The sequence below is a fragment of the Enterobacter cloacae complex sp. I3 genome, assembly GCF_014896175.1.
Classification (GTDB): Bacteria; Pseudomonadota; Gammaproteobacteria; order Enterobacterales; family Enterobacteriaceae; genus Enterobacter; species Enterobacter bugandensis.
In genome coordinates, this window is record NZ_JADBQZ010000010.1 from 127,925 (window position 1) to 148,980 (window position 21,056).

The window sequence follows — 21,056 nt, forward strand, 5'->3', positions numbered from 1 at the left end:
CTTCGCCTTACCCGGCCTGCAATTCTTTGCCCGGTTTTTACCGGGCATTTTTATGCTTAAAACAGCTCGTGCGTCTCGCCGTTATCAATAATCTCTGTTCCCACCTCATGCACCGCCTGTGTGGTTGGCTGCGTACCTTCGATGAAATACTCGGCACGGCTATTACCGCCGTTAGCGAGCTGGCCGGTGCTGCGGTCAATATTGACCGTCACCACGCCCGGTGGCGGCGTCAGCGGCTGCTCCGGCACGCCTTCAAGAACGGATTTCATGTAGGCATCCCAGGCCGGCTGCGCGCTTTTGGCGCCGCCTTCGTAGCCGGAAATCTGATCTTTAATCGCGCCGGATGCCGTGGTACGGCCTAAATCACGGCGATGATCGTCGAAACCGATCCAGACTGACGTCACTACGCCCGGCCCATAACCGGAGAACCACGCATCCTTCGAGCTGTTAGTTGTCCCGGTTTTACCGCCGATATCATGGCGCTGCAGATCGCGCCCTGCTCGCCAGCCGGTACCCTGCCAGCCGGGTTCACCGAAGATGTTGGTGTTCAGCGCGCTCTTGATCAGGAACGCCAGCGGCGTGTTGATCACATGCGGGGCGTACTCCTGCGCGCCGGTCTGCGCCACCAGCGACTGGTTAGCCTGCTCCAGCTGCGGCTGCGGCAAGACGATATTTGGCTGCTCCTGAGAAACGGCAGGGTCTTCCATGTCCTTGTTTTCGAGCACCTCGGATTTCGGCGTATTGCCGTAAATGACCGGAATATCACACTCAGGGCAGGCAATTTTCGGCTTCGCTTCAAACAGCACGCCGCCCTGGTCGTTCTCGATTTTGCTGATGAAGTACGGGTCAACCAGGAAGCCGCCGTTGGCCATCACCGAGTATCCGCGGGCGACCTGAAGCGGCGTAAAGGAGGCTGAGCCCAGCGCCAGCGACTCGGTGCGAACGATGTTCTGAGCCGGGAAGCCGAAGCGCTGCAGGTACTCTGCCGCATAGTCGACGCCCATCGCGCGCATAGCACGCACCATCACCACGTTTTTCGACTGCCCCAGACCCTGGCGAAGACGAATAGGACCGGCATACTCCGCAGGAGAGTTCTTCGGCTGCCAGTCGGAACCGGCACCGGCATCCCAGCGGGAGATCGGCACGTCGTTTAGGATGCTGGCAAGGGTCAGCCCCTTATCCATCGCAGCCGTGTAGAGGAATGGCTTGATGTTGGAACCCACCTGACGCAGCGCCTGCGTGGCGCGGTTAAATTTGCTCTGGTTGAAATCGAACCCGCCGACCAGCGCCATTACCGCCCCGTTCTGTGGGTTGATAGAGACCAGAGCCGAGTTCACATCCGGTACCTGCGCCAGCCACCAGGCATCGCCTGACTTGCGCACCCAAATCTGCTGCCCGGCCTGTACCACGTCGGTCACCTTGCGCGGCGTTGGCCCCTGCAGGGTGTCCGAACGGTATGGACGCGCCCAGCGAATACCGTCCATGCGCAGGGAGACGGACGTGCCGTCCGCCAGCGTCGCAACGGCTTCCTGAGGATCGGCCTGCGTCACTACGGCTGGAAGGAGCGGACCATAGGTTGGCAGCGCTTTCAGCGTGCTGGTGATTTTTTTGCTGTCCCATGCGCTTTCGCCCACTTTCCAGAGCACGTTCGACGGTCCGCGATAACCGTGACGCATATCGTAGTCCATCACGTTATTGCGCACCGCGTCCTGAGCCGCCTGCTGCACTTTACGGGTAACGGTGGTGTATACGCGATAGCCATCTTCATAGGCCTTGTCGCCATAACGACTCACCATCTCCTGGCGCACCATTTCGGTCAGATAAGGGGCTGAGAAGGCGATCTCAGGGGCGTGATAATTGGCGTCAATGACGTCGTTACGCGCCTGGTCGTACTCGCTCTGGCTGATATAGCCTTCGCTCAGCATACGTGACAGGACGACATTACGGCGTGAGGTAGCGCGATCGAGCGAGTAAAGCGGGTTAAACGTGGACGGCGCTTTTGGCAGACCGGCAATGGTTGCCATTTCGCTTAAGGTGAGCTGTTCAACAGGCTTACCGAAGTACACCTGCGCGGCTGCCCCCACGCCATAGGCACGGTAGCCCAGGTAGATTTTATTGAGGTACAGCTCAAGGATCTCGTCCTTGTTCAGCAGTTGCTCAATACGGATCGCCAGGAACACCTCTTTGATCTTACGCGTCAGCGTCTTTTCAGGGCTGAGGAAGAAGTTACGCGCCAGCTGTTGCGTAATGGTGCTCGCCCCCTGGGAGGCGTGACCGGAGAACAACGCAATGCTTGCGGCACGGAAAATCCCGACCGGATCGACACCGTGGTGCTCGTAGAAACGGCTGTCCTCCGTGGCGATAAAAGCTTTCACCATCACGGGGGGAATTTGTTTTAAGGTCAGCGGGATACGACGCTTCTCGCCATACTGCGCCATCAGCTCGCCATCGGCGCTATAGACCTGCATTGGGATCTGGAGACGCACATCGCGGAGCGTGGCGACATCAGGTAGCTGTGGCTCAATATATTTGTACAAACCGTAAATCGAGCCTGCTCCCAGCAGAATGCAACAGACTGCAAGGATGAATAAATACTTTACGAACTTCACCGGAGATTTCCCATTTGGTTTCACTTGGGCAGTTTCTAAACAATCGCGCGGTAGTATAAAGGCAAGCCTGATTCATTGATATAGCCGTCAAGGCGACGGGCGATAAGGAGATCGTGAAGCATGGCTTTCAAAACATGGCAAACGGGCGTTCATATTCAACAGGATAAGGTCCTGATTACGGCACTGGTCCGGGAGAGAGGCGGCTGGTGTTTACGCCGCTGGTGGGCCATTTCTCTGGCCGAAGGCATCATTCGTGACGGCAAAATTTGTCAGCCAGAAGCGCTGGCCGATGCCTTACGCGGCTGGCGAAAAGCGCTCCCGCACTACCACCGGGTATTTCTCTCTTTTCCTGCTGCACGGACTCTGCAAAAAACGTTGCCCCGACCGGCTCTTGCATTGCGCGACAGCGAGCAGCTCTCGTGGATGGGGGCGGCGCTTTCGCGCGAACTGGAGATGTCGACAGAGTCCCTCTGTTTCGACTACACCCAGGACACCTTCAGCAATACGTTTCACGTGACTGCTGCACAAAACAAAGAGGTTGAAACGCTTCTTGACCTGGCGAAAACGCTACGTTTGCGGCTGGCGACCATCACCCCGGATGCCAGCGCGCTGGCGAACCTGCTGCCTGCGTTAGCGCCGACGCAGTGCGTCGCCTGGCGGGATGCGCATCACTGGCTGTGGGCTATGCGCCATCAGTGGGGGCGTCGTTATACCACTGAAGCAGAAAACGTCGCTGAGCTGGCGGCGCTGCTGGCCCTCAACCAGAATGACATCGCGCTCTTTGATGCCGAACGGTCCCCATGGGAAACGCTGCAGCGCTGGCATGCGCCTCTTCCCGAATGCGGGGCTGACTATACCGTCGCGCTGGCGCTGGCCATGAGCGAGGCGCCTGAATGAACGTGACCAACTTCCTGCCCTGGCGTCAGCAGCGGCGCGCGCGATGCCTGCGTTTCTGGGGAACCGTGTTTTTCGGCGCATTGCTGCTCATGCTGGTGACCGTTTTTAGCGTAAGGATGAATTATCTGGTAACGCTGCGCGCGCTGCAGGCCCAACTGGCGGGTACGCAGTCCGTGCAGCGTGGTCTTGTGTCTCGCCAGCGACCCACCGCAGAGGTGCAGAACCCTGCGGGCACGCCGCCGCGCCGCGCATGGCAACCGGTGCTGGAGTCACTTTCTGAGGCCATGCCTGCGCAGGTATGGCTGACAGAGCTGCGTTATCAGCCTCCTGCTCTGATGTTGATCGGATATGCCACTACCCTGCAGGCGCTTTCTGCCTTGCGTAATGGGCTGGAGCACATAGACGGCTTTACGCCCGGCTCTGAGGGGGAACTCCGGCAGGATAGCCAGGGGCGCTGGATGTTCACTCTGCACCTGAAAAGCGAGGGGTAATGCGTGGAGACCTTGTTAGAACGCTGGTGTGAAAGTCGTCCCTGGTGTCGGCTGGTCTGCGGGGGGCTGGGTATTCTCCTGATGGGCCTGACAGCATGGGGTGTATTGCTCCGGCCAGCAGAGAGGCAGTGTGCGGATCAGCGGCAGCAGTTGAGCCAGGCGGCGCGGACTAACGCGTCGCTGTGGCCCACCGCCAGTCAGGTGCCGTTTAGCCCGCAAACCCGGACGGCACTGGAGATAAAGTCCTTTTCACCGCTCGATTTTCAGGGGAAGGGCACAAGGCTCCTTCACTGGAAGCCGTTGCAAAACGGTGGTGAACTGGCGCTGGAGGCGGAGTGGCAGGCGATCCCGCCTCTTTTTTCCCGGCTGGCGCAGCGGGATGTGCGGGTCGCTGCTTTTACGCTTGCGCCACAAAGTACGGCGTTACGCCTGAAGCTGGAGCTGGAACATGCGAAATAGCGCGAGATACCTGCTGGTTTGCTCGGCGCTGCTGTTGACCGGCATGCGCGATCCGTTTCGCCCGCCGGACGACCCCTGCGCCACAGCCGAACTGGCACAGTGGCACTACCGCGGAATGGTGGGAGGGCAGCAGCGCGTTGGTATTTTGCTGGATGGGCAACAGCGCTGGCATCGTCTGAAAGAGCACGATCGTTTCCCGGCGGGCTGGCGGATAACGGCCATCAATGAAACGGAACTGGTTGTTGATGTGGGTGACACATGCGATCCCGAAGAATGGGCGTGGCAACGAGAAGGAAAGGATAAAAATGAAGTTAAGGATAGTGCTGTTGCTGCTGGCGTTCAGCCGCCCGCTGTGGGCCGCCGCGCCAAAGCCGGTCACGCTGGTGGTGGATGACGTGCCGGTGGTTCAGGTGCTACAGGCGCTGGTTGCGCAGGAGAACCGTAATCTGGTGGTATCGCCGGATGTCGGCGGCACGCTCTCGCTTAACCTGACGCGCGTTCCCTGGCGGCAGGCGTTACAGACGGTAGTCACCAGCGCCGGACTCGTTTTACGAGAGGAGGGCGGTATTTATTATGTCCATACCGCGGCCTGGCAGCGTGAACAGCGGGAACGTTTAGAGCAGGAGCGAGCGCGTCGACAGCTTGATGCTCCGCTGGTCTCGCACAGCATCCCATTTTCTTATGCGGATGCCGGAGAACTGCAAAAAGCGGCTGAAAAGCTCCTGAGCCCAAAGGGGAGTTTATCTGTCGACAAACGCACCAACCGTCTGCTCATCAGGGATAACCAGGCGGTGCTGGAGGCGCTGCAGCAGTGGGCGACGCAGATGGATATTCCCGTCGAGCAGGTCGAACTGGCGGCGCACATTGTCACCATTAATGAAAAAAGCCTGCGAGAGTTGGGGGTGAAGTGGAATCTTGCCGAGGCCACTGAGGCGGGCAAGGTTGGACAGCTCACGACGCTTGGCAGCGATCTTTCCGTGGCCAGTGCTACCACGCATGTGGGGTTTAATATCGGGCGGATTAACGGCAGGCTGCTGGATCTGGAGCTCTCTGCGCTGGAGCAAAAACAGCAGGTCGATATCATTGCCAGCCCGCGGCTGCTGGCCTCGCACATGCAACCGGCCAGCATTAAGCAGGGGAGTGAGATCCCGTATCAGGTTTCAAGCGGTGAAAGCGGGGCGACCTCGGTGGAGTTCAAAGAGGCGGTACTCGGAATGGAGGTCACGCCGGTAGTATTGCCCGGTGGGCGCGTGCGCCTGAAACTACACATCAGTGAAAACATGCCGGGACAGGTGCTGCAGCAGGCCGATGGCGAAACGCTTGCCATCGATAAGCAGGAGATAGAAACCCAGGTGGAGGTAAAAAGTGGAGAAACGCTGGCGCTGGGGGGAATTTTCTCGCAAAAGAACAAAACCGGCAGTGACAGCGTGCCCGGGCTTGGGAGCATCCCCTGGTTGGGACACCTTTTTCGCCATGATGGAAAAGATAATGAGCGGCGTGAGTTAGTGGTGTTTATTACGCCACGTCTGGTCGGTATTCACTAACGGGTAACGATCCCCGCAATGATTTTGCATTCAGTTTGTTGCAGATGTTTGACGTGGGGCATGAATTAGCATACAAGGAGTACCGATTTGAGTTGGACTTACGTCTTATTACCTTATGCGTCCGGCGCGGTGATTTAATCAGTTGCCAAACAAGCCGGAGTATTGAGATAATTTTTAGTCTGACTCTCGCTCTATTGCATATGAGGTTTCAGTTCATGTCCTGCTACGCCGGGTGTCTGCGAAGCGGGGATTACCATTAACGAATAGTCTTAGTAGTACCGATAAAATGGCAGAGAAACGCAATATCTTTCTGGTTGGGCCTATGGGTGCCGGCAAAAGCACTATTGGGCGTCAGTTAGCTCAACAACTCAATATGGAATTTTACGATTCTGATCAAGAGATTGAGAAACGAACCGGAGCTGATGTGGGCTGGGTTTTCGATGTAGAAGGCGAAGAAGGTTTCCGTGACCGAGAAGAAAAAGTGATCAACGAACTCACGGAAAAACAGGGCATCGTACTGGCAACAGGCGGCGGCTCTGTGAAATCTCGCGAAACCCGCAACCGTCTCTCCGCCCGTGGCGTAGTGGTCTATCTTGAGACGACCATTGAGAAACAGCTGGCACGTACGCAGCGCGATAAAAAGCGCCCGCTGCTGCAGGTTGAAACGCCACCACGCGAAGTTCTGGAAGCGTTGGCCGACGAACGCAATCCGCTGTATGAAGAGATTGCCGATGTGACCATTCGTACTGACGATCAGAGCGCTAAAGTGGTTGCAAACCAGATTATTCATATGCTGGAAAGCAACTGATTCTGGCTTTATATACACTCGCCTGCGGGTAAAAGCATTAAAGGTGGATGTCGCGTCATGGAGAGGATTACAGTTACTCTCGGGGAACGTAGTTACCCTATCACCATCGCGGCTGGTTTGTTTAACGACCCAGCTTCATTTTTACCACTAAAAGCGGGTGATCAGGCGATGCTGGTCACCAATGAGACGCTGGCTCCGCTTTATCTCGACCGCGTGCGTCACCTGCTTGAGCAGGCAGGCGTAAAAGTCGACAGTGTGATTCTGCCCGATGGCGAGCAGTATAAAAGCCTGACGGTACTCGATACCGTCTTTACCGCATTGCTGCAAAAACCGCACGGTCGCGATACAACACTGCTTGCCCTGGGCGGCGGTGTTGTGGGCGATCTGACCGGCTTTGCGGCCGCAAGCTATCAGCGTGGCGTCCGTTTTATTCAAATCCCGACCACGTTGCTGTCTCAGGTCGACTCCTCTGTCGGTGGCAAAACGGCAGTCAACCATCCCCTCGGCAAAAACATGATTGGCGCGTTCTACCAGCCTGCGTCGGTGGTGGTGGATCTCGACTGTCTGAAAACCCTGCCGAAACGCGAGCTGGCCTCTGGCCTGGCTGAAGTGATCAAATACGGCATTATTCTGGATGGCGAGTTCTTTAACTGGCTTGAAGAGAATATGGATGCGCTGCTGCGCCTGGATGAGGCGAAACTGGCATACTGCATTCGTCGTTGTTGTGAGCTGAAAGCAGAAGTTGTCGCGGCAGACGAGCGTGAAACCGGCTTACGTGCTTTACTGAATCTTGGGCATACGTTTGGCCACGCCATTGAAGCCGAAATGGGTTACGGCAACTGGCTGCACGGTGAAGCCGTCGCGGCTGGCATGGTCATGGCAGCCCGCACCTCTGAACGTCTTGGGCAGTTTAAACCGGAAGAGACGGCACGTATCATTGCGCTACTTGAACGTGCAGGTTTGCCGGTAACCGGGCCGCAGGAGATGTCGGCGCAGGCGTATTTACCCCACATGATGCGCGATAAAAAAGTATTGGCAGGTGAGATGCGTCTTGTACTCCCGCTTGCAATAGGGAAGAGTGAAGTGCGCGGCGGAGTGTCGCACGATGTCGTTCTTGGCGCCATTGCTGATTGCCAGCAGGCGTAACAACTAGAAAGGTCAGGCCACTGTTATCGGTGGTCGTTTAGCTTCAGGCGAAATGCAAAGACGTAGGCATAAGCCTTTGAGTGGGGTGTTAAATGGATGAATTCAAACCAGAAGACGAGCTGAAACCCGATCCCAGCGATCGTCGTACTGGTCGTTCTCGTCAATCTTCAGAACGTGATAACGAGCCGCAGATCAACTTTGACGATGTTGATCTGGATGCAGACGATCGTCGCCCTTCGCGCAGCCGCAACGCGCGTGATGAGCGAGAAGAAGAGGATTATGAGTCCGAAGAAGATTCAATGGACGAACAGCCTGTAGAGCGTCGCCCGCGTAAACGTAAAAAAGCCGCTGCGCAGAAACCGGCCTCCCGTCAGTACATCATGATGGGACTAGGCGTTCTGGTGCTTGTGCTGCTGATTGTTGGCATTGGCTCTGCGCTGAAAGCACCGTCCACCAACTCAACCGAACAAACCGCCTCCGCAGAGAAGAGCATCAACCTCTCCGGTAATGATGCGACGGATCAGGCGAATGGTGCACAGCCAGCGCCGGGCACCACTTCCGCTGAGCAGACTGCCAGCAACACAACGACGCCGCAGGATGTTTCTCTGCCGCCCGTTTCATCAACGCCTGCTCAGGGCCAGGCACCTGTCACGCCCGAAGGCCAGCAGCGTGTTGAAGTTCAGGGAGACCTGAACAATGCGCTGTTGCAGCCGCAAAACCAGCAGCAGGTTGATAACGTTGTGGTTAACTCTACGCTGCCAACTGAACCTGCAACCGTCGCGCCGATCCACGGTGCTACCGCGCAGCCGCAGACGGCAGCAACGGAAACTAAACCGCGCCAGACGCAAACTGCGACGCGTCCTGAACGTAAGCAGGCGGTCATTGAGCCGAAGCGTGAAACCAAGCCTCAGGCCGTGGTAAAAGCGCCTGAAGTGAAAGCCGCACCGGCACAGCCGAAACGCTCTGAAACGGCTGCCGTGAGCGAGCCGGCCAAAGCGCCAGTCACGCAGACTGCGCCGAAAGCGACGGCAACCACAACGGCACCTGCTGCCACCGCTGCGCCTGCCGCAACGGCGACGGCATCCAGTGCTGCAGCAGGTAAATCAGCTGGCAACGTCGGTTCGCTGAAATCTGCACCGTCCAGCAACTACACGCTGCAGTTGAGCAGTTCGTCTAACTATGACAACCTCAACGGCTGGGCGAAGAAATCGAATCTGAAAAACTACGTGGTTTATCAGACAACCCGTAACGGACAGCCGTGGTACGTGCTGGTGAGCGGTGTGTATGCTTCCAAAGATGAAGCGAAGCGCGCCGTGGCGACACTGCCAGCAGACGTTCAGGCGAAAAACCCGTGGGCGAAGCCGATTCATCAGGTGCAGGCCGATCTGAAGTAATGTTTAAAGCGCAGGATGCTGTCGGAGCTTTCTCCACAGCCGGAGAAGGTGTAATCAGTTAGTCAGCATGAAAAAAAATCGCGCTTTTCTGAAATGGGCAGGGGGGAAATACCCCCTGCTCGATGATATTAAAAAGCACCTGCCAAAAGGCGAGTGTCTTATCGAGCCCTTCGTGGGTGCGGGATCGGTGTTCCTGAACACCGATTTTTCTCGTTATATCCTGGCGGATATCAACAGCGACCTTATCAGCCTCTATAACATCGTTAAGCTGCGTACCGATGAGTATGTGGAAGAGGCGCGCAAGCTGTTTACGCCAGAGAACAACAGCCCTGACGTTTACTATCAGTTCCGCACGGAATTTAATCAGAGCCAGGATCCGTTCCGCCGCGCGCTGCTGTTCCTTTACCTCAACCGTCATGGTTACAACGGCCTGTGCCGGTATAATCTGCGCGGCGAATTTAACGTGCCGTTTGGTCGTTATAAGCGCCCGTACTTCCCGCAGGACGAGCTGTATCATTTTGCGAAGAAAGCGCAGAATGCAGAGTTCCACTGCCTCTCCTATGAAGAGTGCATGGAACTGGCGGGCGTAAACTCGGTGGTTTACTGCGATCCGCCTTATGCGCCGCTGTCTGCGACGGCGAACTTCACCGCCTACCATACCAATAGCTTCAGCCCGGCCGAACAGGCCCGCCTGGCGGAGATGGCGGAAAAACTGGTCAGCAAAAGAATTCCGGTGTTAATTTCAAATCACGATACCCCTGATACGCGCGAATGGTACAAAGCCGCGAAGCATTTTCAGGTTAAGGTGCGGCGTAGCATTAGCAGCAACGGCGGCACACGTAAAAAGGTGGACGAACTCCTGGCTCTTTATCGCCCCTGAGCCGTTTTGCCCGCCGGTAAACACATTTCAAGGAGATGCGGATGAAACAGTTTTTGATTGCCCCCTCAATTCTGTCGGCCGATTTTGCCCGCCTGGGTGAAGACACGGCGGAAGCTCTCGCAGCTGGCGCAGATGTCGTCCATTTCGACGTTATGGATAACCACTACGTTCCCAATCTGACCATCGGTCCGATGGTGCTCAAAGCCCTGCGTAACTACGGCATTACCGCACCGATCGACGTTCACCTGATGGTGAAGCCTGTCGACCGCATCGTGCCTGACTTCGCCGCAGCGGGCGCCAGCATTATCACTTTCCATCCGGAAGCCTCCGAGCACGTTGACCGCACGCTGCAGCTGATCAAAGAGAACGGCTGTAAGGCGGGGCTGGTGTTTAACCCGGCAACACCGTTGAGCTATCTCGATTACGTGATGGACAAGCTGGACGTGATTTTGCTGATGTCCGTCAACCCGGGCTTTGGCGGTCAGTCGTTTATCCCTCACACGCTGGATAAGCTGCGCGAAGTGCGCCGTCGCATTGACGAGTCTGGCTATGATATTCGTCTGGAAGTGGACGGCGGTGTGAAAGTGAATAATATTGGCGAAATTGCGGCAGCGGGCGCGGATATGTTCGTTGCAGGTTCGGCAATTTTCGACCAACCGGATTACAAAAAAGTCATTGATGAAATGCGCCGCGAGCTGGCGAAGGTAAGTCATGGATAAATTGCAGGCAATTCGGGGTGTGGCATTCGACCTCGACGGCACGCTGGTGGACAGCGCGCCGGGCTTAACGAGCGCCGTCGATCAGGCGCTGTATGCACTGGAACTGCCCGTTGCGGGCGAAGATCGTGTGATTACGTGGATTGGCAACGGTGCCGATGTCCTGATGGAGCGTGCGTTGACGTGGGCTCGTCAGGAACGCGCGTCGCAGCGTTCCGCGCAGGGGAAACCAAGCGTCGATCACGCCGATATCCCGCAGGATGAGCAGCTGCGTATTCTGCGCAAGCTGTTCGATCGTTCCTACGAAGAGGCCGTCGAGGAGGGGAGCTTCCTGTTCCCGGACGTCCAGGAAACCCTGAGCGCGCTGCACGCGAAAGGCATCCCGCTGGGACTGGTGACCAACAAGCCGACGCCGTTTGTTGCGCCGCTGCTGGAGGCGCTCAATATCGCGAAATATTTCTCCGTGATTGTAGGCGGGGATGACGTGCAGAATAAAAAGCCGCATCCGGAGCCGCTGTTGCTGGTGGCAGGAAAATTATCCTTAACGCCTGCGGAGCTGCTCTTTGTCGGGGATTCGCGTAATGATATTCTGGCTGCCCGAGCGGCGGGGTGTCCTTCCGTCGGTTTAACCTATGGCTACAACTACGGTGAGGCCATTACGCTGAGTGAGCCGGATGTTGTGTTCGACCACTTCAAAGATTTGTTGCCCGCACTCGGGCTTTCGCACAGTGAACATCAGGAATTGAATAATGACTAAGCCCATCGTTTTTAGTGGCGCACAGCCTTCAGGTGAACTGACCATTGGTAACTACATGGGTGCGTTACGTCAGTGGGTGAGCATGCAGGATGACTACCACTGCATTTATTGCATCGTGGATTTGCATGCTATCACCGCGCGTCAGGATCCTGAGAAGCTGCGCAAAGCCACCCTGGACACCCTGGCCCTCTATCTGGCCTGCGGTATCGATCCTGAAAAGAGCACCATTTTCGTTCAGTCTCACGTGCCGGAGCATGCGCAGCTGGGCTGGGCGCTGAACTGCTACACCTATTTCGGCGAGCTGAGCCGCATGACCCAGTTCAAGGATAAGTCTGCCCGCTACTCTGAAAACATCAACGCTGGCCTGTTCGACTATCCGGTGCTGATGGCGGCCGACATCCTGCTGTACCAGACCAACCAGGTGCCGGTGGGTGAAGACCAGAAGCAGCACCTGGAGCTGAGCCGTGATATCGCCCAGCGCTTTAACGCGCTTTACGGCGACGTATTCAAAGTGCCAGAGCCGTTTATTCCGAAATCCGGCGCGCGCGTGATGTCGCTGCTGGAGCCAACCAAGAAGATGTCCAAGTCTGACGATAACCGCAACAACGTTATCGGCCTGCTGGAGGATCCGAAATCGGTGGTGAAAAAGCTCAAGCGCGCGGTCACCGACTCCGACGAGCCGCCTGTGGTGCGCTACGACGTGCAGAACAAAGCGGGCGTCTCCAACCTGCTGGACATTCTCTCCGGCGTGACCGGCCAGAGCATTCCCGAGCTGGAAAAACACTTCGAAGGCAAGATGTACGGCCACCTGAAGGGTGAAGTGGCAGAGGCCGTTTCCGGCATGCTGACCGAGCTGCAGGAGCGCTACAATCGCTACCGTAACGACGAAGCTTTCCTGCAGAAGGTGATGAAAGACGGCGCGGAAAAAGCCAGCGCGCGCGCGTCCGAAACCCTGAAAGCGGTGTACGAGGCGATTGGGTTTGTGGCGAAACCTTAAGCCGCCACCCGACAAATACGGACTCAATAAAAAACCGGGAAATCCCCGGTTTTTTTACGCCTGAAAAACGCTTACTGCTGTGCCGCCGGGCCGCAACCGCCGATGATCTTCGAAATGGAGATCGCCGGGTGCAGTAGGTAATCGTAGCTGCAGTTATTTTTAGTATTTTGAACGTGACCGGTGCAGGCGGTCAGAGTCGATAACAGGCCAACCAGAACGGCGGCTTTTGCCAGCTTGAACATACGCATTCCTTGTCAAAAAATCTTAAATTGGATGTAACACGAGGGAATAAATGGAAAAGTTCCACTATGCGAGCGGTATGTTATCGACTGAGGTATGAAGGGAGTAGTCCGCTTAAGGACTACTCGAAGGAGGGAGAATATGCGTTAGTGATTCGAGAACCAGTTCAGCTTATCGCGCAGTTCAACCACGCGACCCACCACAATCAGCGCCGGGCTTTCGACCTGCTGCGCCAGCTCACCGAGCTGCGTCAGCGCGCCATTCACCACGCGCTGCTTGATTGACGTCCCGTTTTCCACCAGCGCAACGGGCATATCAGCCTCCATGCCGTGTTCCAGCAGTTTCGCCTGGATGGTGGCGGCCTGGTTCAGCCCCATGTAGAACACCAGCGTCTGCTTTTCAGCGGCCAGGTTATGCCAGTCCAGTTCGCTGCCGGTTTTCAGGTGGCCCGTGACCAGACGCACGCTCTGGGCGTAGTCGCGATGGGTCAACGGAATGCCAGAGTAGGCTGAACAGCCGGATGCCGCCGTTATGCCCGGCACCACGGAGAACGGAATGCCTGCATTGCACAGGGTTTCCAGCTCCTCGCCGCCGCGGCCAAAGATAAACGGATCGCCGCCCTTAAGGCGCACCACGCGTTTTCCCTTTTGCGCTTCACGCAGCAGGATCTGATTAATCTCCTCCTGCGGCACGCAGTGGTAGCCTGCCCGTTTACCGACGAAGACGCGGTCGGCGTCGCGGCGCACCAGGTTCATGATGTCATCGGAGACCAGGCGGTCATACACCACGATATCCGCCTGCTGGATCTGCTGGAGCCCTTTCAGGGTCAGTAAACCCGCATCTCCCGGACCAGCACCGACCAGCACCACTTCACCTCGGTGATCCAGCGGCTCGCTCAGCAGCTGCTCGGTCGTCTCTTCAACCGCTTTCGCGTCCTGATTCGCCAGCGACTGCGCCAGCCTGTCGTTAACGAAAAATTTCTCCCAGAAGCGACGACGCTCACCCACGGTTGAGAAGGTTTGCTTCACGCGGGAGCGAAGTTGCCCGGCGTAGTGGGCTATCTGGCCGAGATGCTGCGGCAAAATAGCTTCCAGTTTTTCCCGCAGCAGGCGGGCAAGTACGGGCGAGCGGCCGCCGGAAGACACCGCGATCATCAGCGGTGAACGGTCGATAATCGACGGCATGATAAAGCTCGCCTCTTTCGGCGCATCCACCACGTTACAGAAGATCCGGCGCGCTTCGCAGGCGTCGCTGACGCGCTGGTTCACTTCATCGTCATCCGTCGCGGCAATCGTCAGCCAGCAGGTATCCAGCAGGGACTCATCAAACTCCCCCTGCATCAGCGTGAGCATCCCTTCCTGCGCCCAGACGTCAAACTGCGGAGCGAAGGTGAGGGCATTGACGGTCAGTCGGGCTCCAGCATCCAGCAACAGGCGCGCTTTGCGTTCAGCCACATCGCCGCCGCCTACAAGCAGGCAGTCGCGATGGCGTAATTGACAGAAAATCGGCAGGTGGTCCACGACGTTACCTCACAGCATTCAAGGAGGGGGTAAGAATTGACGTCAGGATAACAGCAGGAATCGTACAGAACATACGGTTTTTCCTGCCGTTACCCATAAGGGGTCATAAGCCTTTCCTATTGGAAAGGCGGAGGGTTACGCTTTGAGCTGCACCTTGCCGTCCTTCACGCGGGCGTCGTAGTGCTTCACGGAGAAGCTTTCATCTTCCATGCAGTGCCCGTCGGTTAAGCGGAAACGCTGCTTTTTCAGCGGGCTGGCGACCCACAGCTCACCCTGGTGTTCAGCAATCAGACCGCGGGAGAGCACGCTGGCCTCAAAGAACGGATCGATATTGCTGATGGCAAAGACCTGTTCATCGTGGCGAGGGCGAAAAATCGCCACCTGCTCGTTACCCAGCAAAGCACAGACGCCGGTTGCTGGCAGAATGTCGTTAATGTTGCAGATGTTCACCCACTGGCTCATGCGTTTTCCTCCACCAGCATCACCGGAATGCGTTCATACGGGGTTGCAGGACGATGCTGTTCGCGCTCCGGCACCACCTGCACGTTCGGGTCGCGCTGGGTGCTGTTGATAAAATGTTTGAAGCGCGTCTGCGCCGCCGGGGTGTTGACGGTTTCGGTCCACTCGCAGATCACCGCCTCGCGCAGGCGAGCCATCTCGGATTCCAGCTGTTCGTTCAGACCCAGCTTGTCATCAATGATGACCGACTTCAGATAGTCGATACCGCCTTCGAGATTATCCAGCCAGGAAGCGGTACGGGTCAGCTTATCGGCGGTACGAATGTAGAACATCATGAAGCGGTCGAGATACTGGATCAGCGTGTCGCGATCGAGATCCGCCGCCAGCAGGTCCGCGTGGCGTGGTTTCATCCCGCCATTGCCGCACACGTACAGGTTCCAGCCTTTCTCGGTGGCGATGATCCCTACGTCTTTACCCTGCGCTTCCGCACATTCACGGGTACAGCCGGAGACGCCGAACTTCATTTTGTGCGGGGTACGGATGCCTTTGTAGCGGTTTTCCAGCTCGACGCCGAATCCCACGCTGTCGCCCACGCCGTAGCGGCACCAGGTGCTGCCCACGCAGGTTTTCGCCATGCGCAGCGCTTTGGCATACGCGTGACCGGTTTCGAAGCCCGCTTCAATCAACTGACGCCAGATTTCCGGCAGATCATCCTTCTGCGCGCCAAACAGGCCGATACGCTGGGAACCGGTGATTTTGGTGTACAGATTAAACTCACGGGCGATACGGCCCACGGCGACCAGCCCTTCCGGGGTGATTTCGCCACCGGCGGAACGCGGAATGACGGAGTAAGTACCGTCTTTCTGGATGTTCGCCAGGAAGTTATCGTTGGTATCCTGCAGCGGCGTATGTTCTGGTTTGAGCACGTACTCATTCCAGCAGGACGCCAGCAGGGAGCCGACGGTCGGTTTACACACTTCACAGCCGTAACCCTGACCGTGTTTCTCCAGCAGCTCGTCGAAGGACTTGATGCCTTCCACACGGATCAGATGGTACAGCTCCTGGCGAGAGTAAGCGAAGTGCTCGCACAGGTTGTTGTTCACTTCGATGCCCTGTTTCGCCAGTTCAGCGTTCAGTACCTGAGTCACCAGTGGAATACAGCCGCCGCAGCCGGTACCGGCTTTGGTTTCGGCCTTCAGCGCCGCAACGGTGTGGCAGCCTTTGTTGATGGCGGAGATCAGCATGCCTTTGGTGACGTCGAAGCAGGAGCAAATCTGCGCGCTGTCCGGCAGTTTATCTACGCCGATAGAGGGTTTACCGCTGGAGGCGTGCGCCGGCAGGATCAGCGCGTCCGGGTTTTCCGGCAGCTCAATGGCGTTCAGCACCAGCTGGAGCAGGTTACCGAAGTCGCTGGTATCGCCCACCAGCACCGCACCGAGCAGGGTTTTGTTGTCCTGGCTGACGATAAGGCGTTTGTAGACCTCTTTGCTTTCGTCCAGATAGACGTAGCTGCGGGAGTTCGGGGTGCGGCCATGCGCATCGCCGATACCGCCTACGTCCACGCCCAGCAGCTTCAGCTTGGCGCTCATGTCTGCGCCGGTGAAGGCGTTTTCGCTGCCGAGGATATGGTCCACGGCGACCTGCGCCATTTTGTATCCTGGTGCCACCAGACCGTATACCCGGTTATTCCAGCTGGCGCACTCGCCAATGGCGTAGATATCCGGATCGGAGGTCTGGCAGGTATCGTTAATCATGATCCCGCCGCGCTGGGCTACGGCCAGGCCGCACTGCGTGGCGAGCTTGTCGCGCGGACGAATACCGGTGGAGAAGACGATGAAGTCCACTTCCAGCTCGCTGCCGTCGGCAAAGCGCATGGTTTTACGCGCCTCTGTGCCTTCCTGCACGATCTCTTTGGTGTTCTTGCTGGTGTGAACCTTCACACCCATGCTTTCGATTTTACGACGCAGCTGGTCGCCGCCCATGTGGTCCAGCTGTTCCGCCATCAGCATCGGGGCAAATTCGATAACGTGGGTTTCAACGCCGAGGTTTTTCAGCGCGCCTGCCGCTTCCAGGCCCAGCAGGCCACCGCCAACAACCGCACCGCGTTTGCTTCGACGTGCGCAGGATTCAATGGCGTTGAGGTCTTCAATGGTACGGTAAACGAAGCAATCCTGGGTTTCCGACCCTTTAATCGGCGGGATCCACGGATACGAGCCAGTCGCCATGATCAGCTTATCGTAAAAAACCGTACGCCCGGCGCTGGAGTGGATCACTTTCTCCTGACGGTTGATGGTGATAGCGCGTTCGCCCACCAGCACTTTTACGCCATGCTTCTCGTAGAACCCTTCGCGCACCAGAGAAAGCTCTTCGGCGGTATGGTGAGAGAAGTAGGAAGACAAGTGCACACGGTCGTACGCCTTGCGGGGTTCTTCACAGAACACGGTAATATCGAACTGGTCAGCATCGGCTTTATCGAGAAGATCCTCAATAAAGCGGTGGCCGACCATGCCGTTACCGATGATAGCGAGTCTGACTTTGCTCATTTTTGCCTCGATTTCTTTTCTATTACTGCCTACCTTAACGATTCAGCAGGGGCACTTATTGATGCAAATCAAATACGCCTTCACCTACCCCTTAGTGGGTATATCTATGATTTGTCAGGTTTTTTATAAGTAACGGATATTGTTTGATTTTTGTGCTTGCTTGTTTTTCGCACATATTTGACGGGGTTTTTACGAATCGGCAGTCAGAGCGGGTAAGCAGGGTAAAACCCCTTTGCAGAACGCAAAGGGGTTTTGACGATTAGTGGGTAGCCGTTGCCGTATTGTGCTGGCGGTGACGGGTCACAAAGCCCAGAATGAAACACATGATAAACACCACGGCATACAGACCGTTAGCGGTGTGCAGCGCGGCCAGCGGGCCGCTGTGCGCCACAATCGGGCCCGTGACCACGAAGGTCAGCATGGTGCCGATGGTGCCGCAGGTCAGCACGAAGTTCACCAGCTTTGGCGAAGCCACTTTGGTCTGCAGGGAGCCCAGGGTGATGATTGAGGTGTAAATCGCGCTGGAGAAGAAGCCCAGGGTCAGGATGAACCATGGCATATGCTCCGGGGCACCGTTGATGAACAGATACATCAGCACGGTCGCCAGACCCGCCAGGACGGTCAGAATACGTTGCAGGTCGAAGAAGCGCAGGATGAAGCTAAAGGCCCACATGCCGAACATGTAAGACATCCAGAAATCGCTCACCAGTTTGCCCGCGTCGTTCAGGCTCATGCCCAGACCTTTGGCGTATTCAGGTACCCACGAAATAAAGCCCAACTGACCGAGGATGTAGCACAGGGCGGCAATGGAGAGGAACAGCACGCCGATACCCCATTTTTCCTTCGCCACCGGCTCTGAGGTGGTCTGCGCTTTTTTGCCCAGCACCGGGAAGTCACAGCCGAAGGTCAGAATGAAGATCGCGACATAGACCAGACCGATACAGGCGTATACCCAGTACCATTCAATGCTGCGCGCGAGCAGATACGCGGCGACCATCGGGAAAATCATCCCGGCCATGCTGAAGAAGGAGTCGGTAAACAGCAGGCGCGCGCCGCGCTGGCGGCCTTCATACATGTGCGTAATAAGGAACGTACCGATCGACATCGTGATCCCGCTGACAAGGCCCAGCACGAACATGGCGGCGGAGAACAGGGCGATGCTGTGGCTCAACATCAGGCCCGCCACGGCGGCAACCATCAGCACGAAGCCGAAGCGCAGCTGGGTTTTCAGCGGGACGATTTCCATCAGCCAGGCATTCAGGAAAATTGAGATCAGGATCCCCGCGTTGAGGAAGGTGAAGGTGTTACTCATGCTGGAAACGGGCAGCTGGAAGTAGTCTGCGATATTTCCCATCACCATCCCGGTGACGATCACCAACGCGCCGGTCAGGGCGTAGGAGAAGAAGCTTATCCATGTGAGCTTGATGCGATTGCTGTTAGTCATGTCTGGCCTGTTCAGAAAAAGAAAAGCGCCGGGAGGGCGCTGAGAGCGGGCAGATTTTAGTCGCTAAAGTGATCTATTCCTATCTTTTAAGGGAAATGAATATGCCATTGCAGGTTTTAGTGTGATCTAAGTCACACTAAATGGCGGTATAACCAATCGTTTGCGCAGTAATAATTGTTTCAATTTCGTAAAATTAGGTAAAAGGCTGGTCTCGGTTCATACTGCTCTTTAGAATCAAGCCATTCGCTTTTTTTACTGCGCTTTGTTAAGGAATTCTCATGCTCAAATCAACACTGGCGGCTGTCGCAGCTGTGTTTGCTCTTTCTGCCGTTTCCCCTGCTGCGCTGGCAGCCAAAGGGGACCCTCACGTTCTGCTGACCACCTCCGCCGGGAATATTGAGCTGGAACTGAATAGCCAGAAAGCTCCGGTTTCTGTGAAAAACTTCCTCGACTATGTGAACAGCGGCTTCTACAACAACACCACCTTTCACCGCGTGATCCCGGGCTTCATGATTCAGGGCGGCGGCTTCAACGAGCAGATGCAGCAGAAACAGCCTAACCCACCCATCAAAAACGAAGCGGATAACGGCCTGCTGAACAAGCGCGGCACCATCTCCATGGCGCGCACGGCGGATAAAGACAGCGCCACCAGCCAGTTCTTCCTCAACGTGGCGGATAACGCTTTCCTCGACCACGGCCAGCGCGACTTCGGCTATGCGGTCTTCGGTAAAATTGTGAAAGGGATGGACGTGGCGGACAAAATCTCTCAGGTTCAGACCCACGATGTCGGTCCATACCAGAATGTGCCGTCTAAACCTGTCGTTATCATCTCTGCAAAAGTTCTGCCGTAATCCTCTTTGACACGGGCGATCCTCGCCCGTGTTGTGACCCCTCCCTGCGAAAGCGCGTTTTGCTGCTTATACTTGTGGCAAACGGACTATTCAGGGAGGCGTTAAGTGAAAAAACTCACCGATAAGCAAAAATCCCGTCTCTGGGAGCAACAGCGTAACGTCAATTTTCAGGCCAGTTGTCTCCTTGAAAAAGGTAATGGTCCTTCAGAGCCCGGCATTGAGACGCTGGAGCTTGGGCCTTCAGCGCCCGGGCTACCGCATCTGTGCCTCATTCATCGCCATCTGTATCACAGAGAGATGAAGCAGGCAGGCGAATTCCGTACCGACGATATTTTTAAGGGTGACATTCCCTTCTGCCATTTTGAGTACATCGAGACGATGGGTAACGAACTGATGGCGGCGCTGGAAAGTGATAAGTATCTTGTGGGTCTTGAAAAAGCGGCGTTTGTTGAAAAAGTGAGCCATTACTATTGTGAAATCAACATGCTGCATCCCTTTATGCGCGGTAATGGCATTGCTCAGCGCGTCTTCTTTGAGCAACTGGCCATCCACGCGAATTACGCGCTGGACTGGCGGGATATTGATCTCGAGCAGTGGGTAGCGGCGAACCGAAGCGGTGCCACGGGCGATTTGACCGCGCTGAGCGCTATCTTTGCCAAAGTAGTGAGCGAAGCGCGGGAATCTGAGTAGAATAGGGCGGCATTTTTTTCGGGAGCCGCCATGATTCTGCTGATTGATAACTACGATTCCTTCACCTGGAACCTTTACCAGTATTTTTGTGAACTGGGTGCAGAGGTGGTTGTCCGCCGCAACGACGAACTCAGCCTGTCTGATATTGAGACGCTGGCTCCGCAGAAAATCGTCATTTCGCCGGGACCGTGTACGCCGTCGGAATCGGGCATTTCTCTGGAGGTTATTCACCACTATGCCGGCAGGCTGCCGATCCTGGGCGTCTGTCTCGGTCATCAGGCGATTGCCCAGGCATTTGGGGCTACCATCGTGCGTGCCGCGAAAGTGATGCACGGCAAAACCTCGCCGGTCACCCACACCGGCACGGGCGTATTCACCGGGCTCAATAACTCTCTAACCGTGACGCGCTACCATTCGCTGGTGATTGACCCACCGACGCTGCCCGACTGCTTTGACGTGACCGCCTGGAGCGATACGCAGGAGATCATGGGGATTCGACACCGCGAGTGGGATCTCGAAGGCGTCCAGTTCCACCCTGAAAGTATCCTCAGCGAGCAGGGGCACGCACTGCTGGCAAATTTCCTCAATCGCTGAATATCTGTTGCCTTGTT

Annotated in this window: 21 protein-coding genes; 15 read left to right on the forward strand and 6 right to left on the reverse strand. The window is 56.5% G+C overall.

Features of this window, described 5'->3' with window-relative positions:
- Positions 1–56 precede the first annotated feature (56 nt).
- On the reverse strand, positions 57–2,609 hold the full coding sequence (mrcA, locus tag IM271_RS09850) for a peptidoglycan glycosyltransferase/peptidoglycan DD-transpeptidase MrcA (RefSeq protein WP_100171214.1): 2,553 nt from the start codon (positions 2,607–2,609) through the stop codon (positions 57–59).
- A gap of 120 nt (positions 2,610–2,729) precedes the next feature.
- Between mrcA and IM271_RS09855 the strand changes: the two genes are divergently transcribed.
- The 12 genes from IM271_RS09855 (at position 2,730) to trpS (ending at position 12,698) form a co-directional block, all read left to right on the forward strand.
- A complete protein-coding gene (locus tag IM271_RS09855) occupies positions 2,730–3,506 on the forward strand; it encodes a DNA utilization protein HofM (RefSeq protein ID WP_193052517.1) in 777 nt (258 codons plus the stop codon).
- Positions 3,503–3,997: a PilN domain-containing protein gene (locus IM271_RS09860; RefSeq protein ID WP_193052518.1), complete on the forward strand. Its 495-nt coding sequence runs from the start codon at positions 3,503–3,505 to the stop codon at positions 3,995–3,997. Before IM271_RS09855 ends, IM271_RS09860 begins: the two co-directional genes overlap by 4 nt.
- Positions 3,998–4,000: 3 nt before the next feature.
- A complete protein-coding gene (locus IM271_RS09865) occupies positions 4,001–4,456 on the forward strand; it encodes a HofO (RefSeq protein ID WP_193052519.1) in 456 nt (151 codons plus the stop codon).
- Entirely contained in the window at positions 4,446–4,850 is a 405-nt protein-coding gene (locus tag IM271_RS09870) for a HofP DNA utilization family protein (RefSeq protein ID WP_193052520.1), read from the forward strand. Before IM271_RS09865 ends, IM271_RS09870 begins: the two co-directional genes overlap by 11 nt.
- Positions 4,762–6,000, forward strand: coding sequence for a DNA uptake porin HofQ (gene hofQ / locus IM271_RS09875; RefSeq protein ID WP_193052521.1), 1,239 nt, complete (start codon positions 4,762–4,764; stop codon positions 5,998–6,000). Before IM271_RS09870 ends, hofQ begins: the two co-directional genes overlap by 89 nt.
- A gap of 286 nt (positions 6,001–6,286) precedes the next feature.
- The gene (gene aroK / locus IM271_RS09880) at positions 6,287–6,808 is read left to right on the forward strand and encodes a shikimate kinase AroK (protein WP_003861630.1); all 522 of its coding nucleotides are present in this window, start codon (positions 6,287–6,289) and stop codon (positions 6,806–6,808) included.
- A gap of 57 nt (positions 6,809–6,865) precedes the next feature.
- Complete coding sequence (gene aroB / locus IM271_RS09885; RefSeq protein ID WP_041911921.1) at positions 6,866–7,954, forward strand: 3-dehydroquinate synthase; 1,089 nt, start codon at positions 6,866–6,868, stop codon at positions 7,952–7,954.
- A 92-nt stretch (positions 7,955–8,046) separates the two neighbouring features.
- Positions 8,047–9,348, forward strand: a complete 1,302-nt coding sequence (gene damX, locus IM271_RS09890; protein ID WP_193052522.1) for a cell division protein DamX — start codon at positions 8,047–8,049, stop codon at positions 9,346–9,348.
- A 67-nt stretch (positions 9,349–9,415) separates the two neighbouring features.
- Positions 9,416–10,228 (forward strand): adenine-specific DNA-methyltransferase, encoded by an 813-nt coding sequence (dam, locus tag IM271_RS09895; protein ID WP_028014659.1) that lies wholly within the window; start codon positions 9,416–9,418, stop codon positions 10,226–10,228.
- A gap of 41 nt (positions 10,229–10,269) precedes the next feature.
- A complete protein-coding gene (rpe, locus tag IM271_RS09900) occupies positions 10,270–10,947 on the forward strand; it encodes a ribulose-phosphate 3-epimerase (protein ID WP_023333698.1) in 678 nt (225 codons plus the stop codon).
- Positions 10,940–11,701 (forward strand): phosphoglycolate phosphatase, encoded by a 762-nt coding sequence (gene gph, locus IM271_RS09905; protein ID WP_193052523.1) that lies wholly within the window; start codon positions 10,940–10,942, stop codon positions 11,699–11,701. Before rpe ends, gph begins: the two co-directional genes overlap by 8 nt.
- Positions 11,694–12,698, forward strand: a complete 1,005-nt coding sequence (gene trpS / locus IM271_RS09910; protein WP_028014657.1) for a tryptophan--tRNA ligase — start codon at positions 11,694–11,696, stop codon at positions 12,696–12,698. The genes gph and trpS overlap by 8 nt, the downstream gene beginning before the upstream one ends.
- 71 nt (positions 12,699–12,769) lie before the next feature.
- Here trpS and IM271_RS09915 read toward each other — a convergent pair whose 3' ends face one another.
- From IM271_RS09915 to tsgA, 5 genes are all read right to left on the reverse strand, one after another.
- On the reverse strand, positions 12,770–12,940 hold the full coding sequence (locus IM271_RS09915; RefSeq protein WP_008503029.1) for a YhfL family protein: 171 nt from the start codon (positions 12,938–12,940) through the stop codon (positions 12,770–12,772).
- 144 nt (positions 12,941–13,084) lie between these two features.
- Positions 13,085–14,458: a siroheme synthase CysG gene (gene cysG / locus IM271_RS09920; protein ID WP_193052524.1), complete on the reverse strand. Its 1,374-nt coding sequence runs from the start codon at positions 14,456–14,458 to the stop codon at positions 13,085–13,087.
- A gap of 135 nt (positions 14,459–14,593) precedes the next feature.
- The gene (gene nirD, locus IM271_RS09925) at positions 14,594–14,920 is read right to left on the reverse strand and encodes a nitrite reductase small subunit NirD (protein ID WP_045259347.1); all 327 of its coding nucleotides are present in this window, start codon (positions 14,918–14,920) and stop codon (positions 14,594–14,596) included.
- The gene (gene nirB, locus IM271_RS09930) at positions 14,917–17,460 is read right to left on the reverse strand and encodes a nitrite reductase large subunit NirB (RefSeq protein ID WP_028014653.1); all 2,544 of its coding nucleotides are present in this window, start codon (positions 17,458–17,460) and stop codon (positions 14,917–14,919) included. Before nirB ends, nirD begins: the two co-directional genes overlap by 4 nt.
- A 259-nt stretch (positions 17,461–17,719) precedes the next feature.
- The gene (gene tsgA / locus IM271_RS09935) at positions 17,720–18,904 is read right to left on the reverse strand and encodes an MFS transporter TsgA (protein ID WP_045259345.1); all 1,185 of its coding nucleotides are present in this window, start codon (positions 18,902–18,904) and stop codon (positions 17,720–17,722) included.
- A gap of 278 nt (positions 18,905–19,182) precedes the next feature.
- On the opposite strand from tsgA, the gene ppiA reads away from it, so the two are divergent.
- From ppiA to pabA, 3 genes are all read left to right on the forward strand, one after another.
- Positions 19,183–19,755 carry a peptidylprolyl isomerase A gene (gene ppiA, locus IM271_RS09940; RefSeq protein WP_041911929.1) on the forward strand — a complete coding sequence of 191 codons (573 nt, stop codon included), beginning with the start codon at positions 19,183–19,185 and terminating at the stop codon, positions 19,753–19,755.
- A 105-nt stretch (positions 19,756–19,860) separates the two neighbouring features.
- Positions 19,861–20,445 carry a putative adenosine monophosphate-protein transferase Fic gene (locus IM271_RS09945; RefSeq protein WP_193052525.1) on the forward strand — a complete coding sequence of 195 codons (585 nt, stop codon included), beginning with the start codon at positions 19,861–19,863 and terminating at the stop codon, positions 20,443–20,445.
- Between the two features lie 30 nt (positions 20,446–20,475).
- A complete protein-coding gene (gene pabA, locus IM271_RS09950; RefSeq protein ID WP_193052526.1) occupies positions 20,476–21,039 on the forward strand; it encodes an aminodeoxychorismate synthase component 2 in 564 nt (187 codons plus the stop codon).
- Positions 21,040–21,056 lie beyond the last annotated feature (17 nt).

What these genes read in the sequence shown, in the direction of transcription:
- dam (WP_028014659.1), top strand. Translation starts at nt 9,416, where the DNA reads ATGAAAAAAAATCGCGCTTTTCTGAAATGGGCAGGGGGGAAATACCCC.
- IM271_RS09870 (WP_193052520.1), top strand. Translation starts at nt 4,446, where the DNA reads ATGCGAAATAGCGCGAGATACCTGCTGGTTTGCTCGGCGCTGCTGTTG.
- pabA (WP_193052526.1), top strand. Translation starts at nt 20,476, where the DNA reads ATGATTCTGCTGATTGATAACTACGATTCCTTCACCTGGAACCTTTAC.
- IM271_RS09860 (WP_193052518.1), top strand. Translation starts at nt 3,503, where the DNA reads ATGAACGTGACCAACTTCCTGCCCTGGCGTCAGCAGCGGCGCGCGCGA.
- gph (WP_193052523.1), top strand. Translation starts at nt 10,940, where the DNA reads ATGGATAAATTGCAGGCAATTCGGGGTGTGGCATTCGACCTCGACGGC.
- rpe (WP_023333698.1), top strand. Translation starts at nt 10,270, where the DNA reads ATGAAACAGTTTTTGATTGCCCCCTCAATTCTGTCGGCCGATTTTGCC.
- trpS (WP_028014657.1), top strand. Translation starts at nt 11,694, where the DNA reads ATGACTAAGCCCATCGTTTTTAGTGGCGCACAGCCTTCAGGTGAACTG.
- aroK (WP_003861630.1), top strand. Translation starts at nt 6,287, where the DNA reads ATGGCAGAGAAACGCAATATCTTTCTGGTTGGGCCTATGGGTGCCGGC.
- tsgA (WP_045259345.1), bottom strand. Translation starts at nt 18,904, where the DNA reads ATGACTAACAGCAATCGCATCAAGCTCACATGGATAAGCTTCTTCTCC.
- aroB (WP_041911921.1), top strand. Translation starts at nt 6,866, where the DNA reads ATGGAGAGGATTACAGTTACTCTCGGGGAACGTAGTTACCCTATCACC.
- damX (WP_193052522.1), top strand. Translation starts at nt 8,047, where the DNA reads ATGGATGAATTCAAACCAGAAGACGAGCTGAAACCCGATCCCAGCGAT.
- nirB (WP_028014653.1), bottom strand. Translation starts at nt 17,460, where the DNA reads ATGAGCAAAGTCAGACTCGCTATCATCGGTAACGGCATGGTCGGCCAC.
- hofQ (WP_193052521.1), top strand. Translation starts at nt 4,762, where the DNA reads ATGAAGTTAAGGATAGTGCTGTTGCTGCTGGCGTTCAGCCGCCCGCTG.
- ppiA (WP_041911929.1), top strand. Translation starts at nt 19,183, where the DNA reads ATGCTCAAATCAACACTGGCGGCTGTCGCAGCTGTGTTTGCTCTTTCT.
- IM271_RS09915 (WP_008503029.1), bottom strand. Translation starts at nt 12,940, where the DNA reads ATGTTCAAGCTGGCAAAAGCCGCCGTTCTGGTTGGCCTGTTATCGACT.
- IM271_RS09855 (WP_193052517.1), top strand. Translation starts at nt 2,730, where the DNA reads ATGGCTTTCAAAACATGGCAAACGGGCGTTCATATTCAACAGGATAAG.
- nirD (WP_045259347.1), bottom strand. Translation starts at nt 14,920, where the DNA reads ATGAGCCAGTGGGTGAACATCTGCAACATTAACGACATTCTGCCAGCA.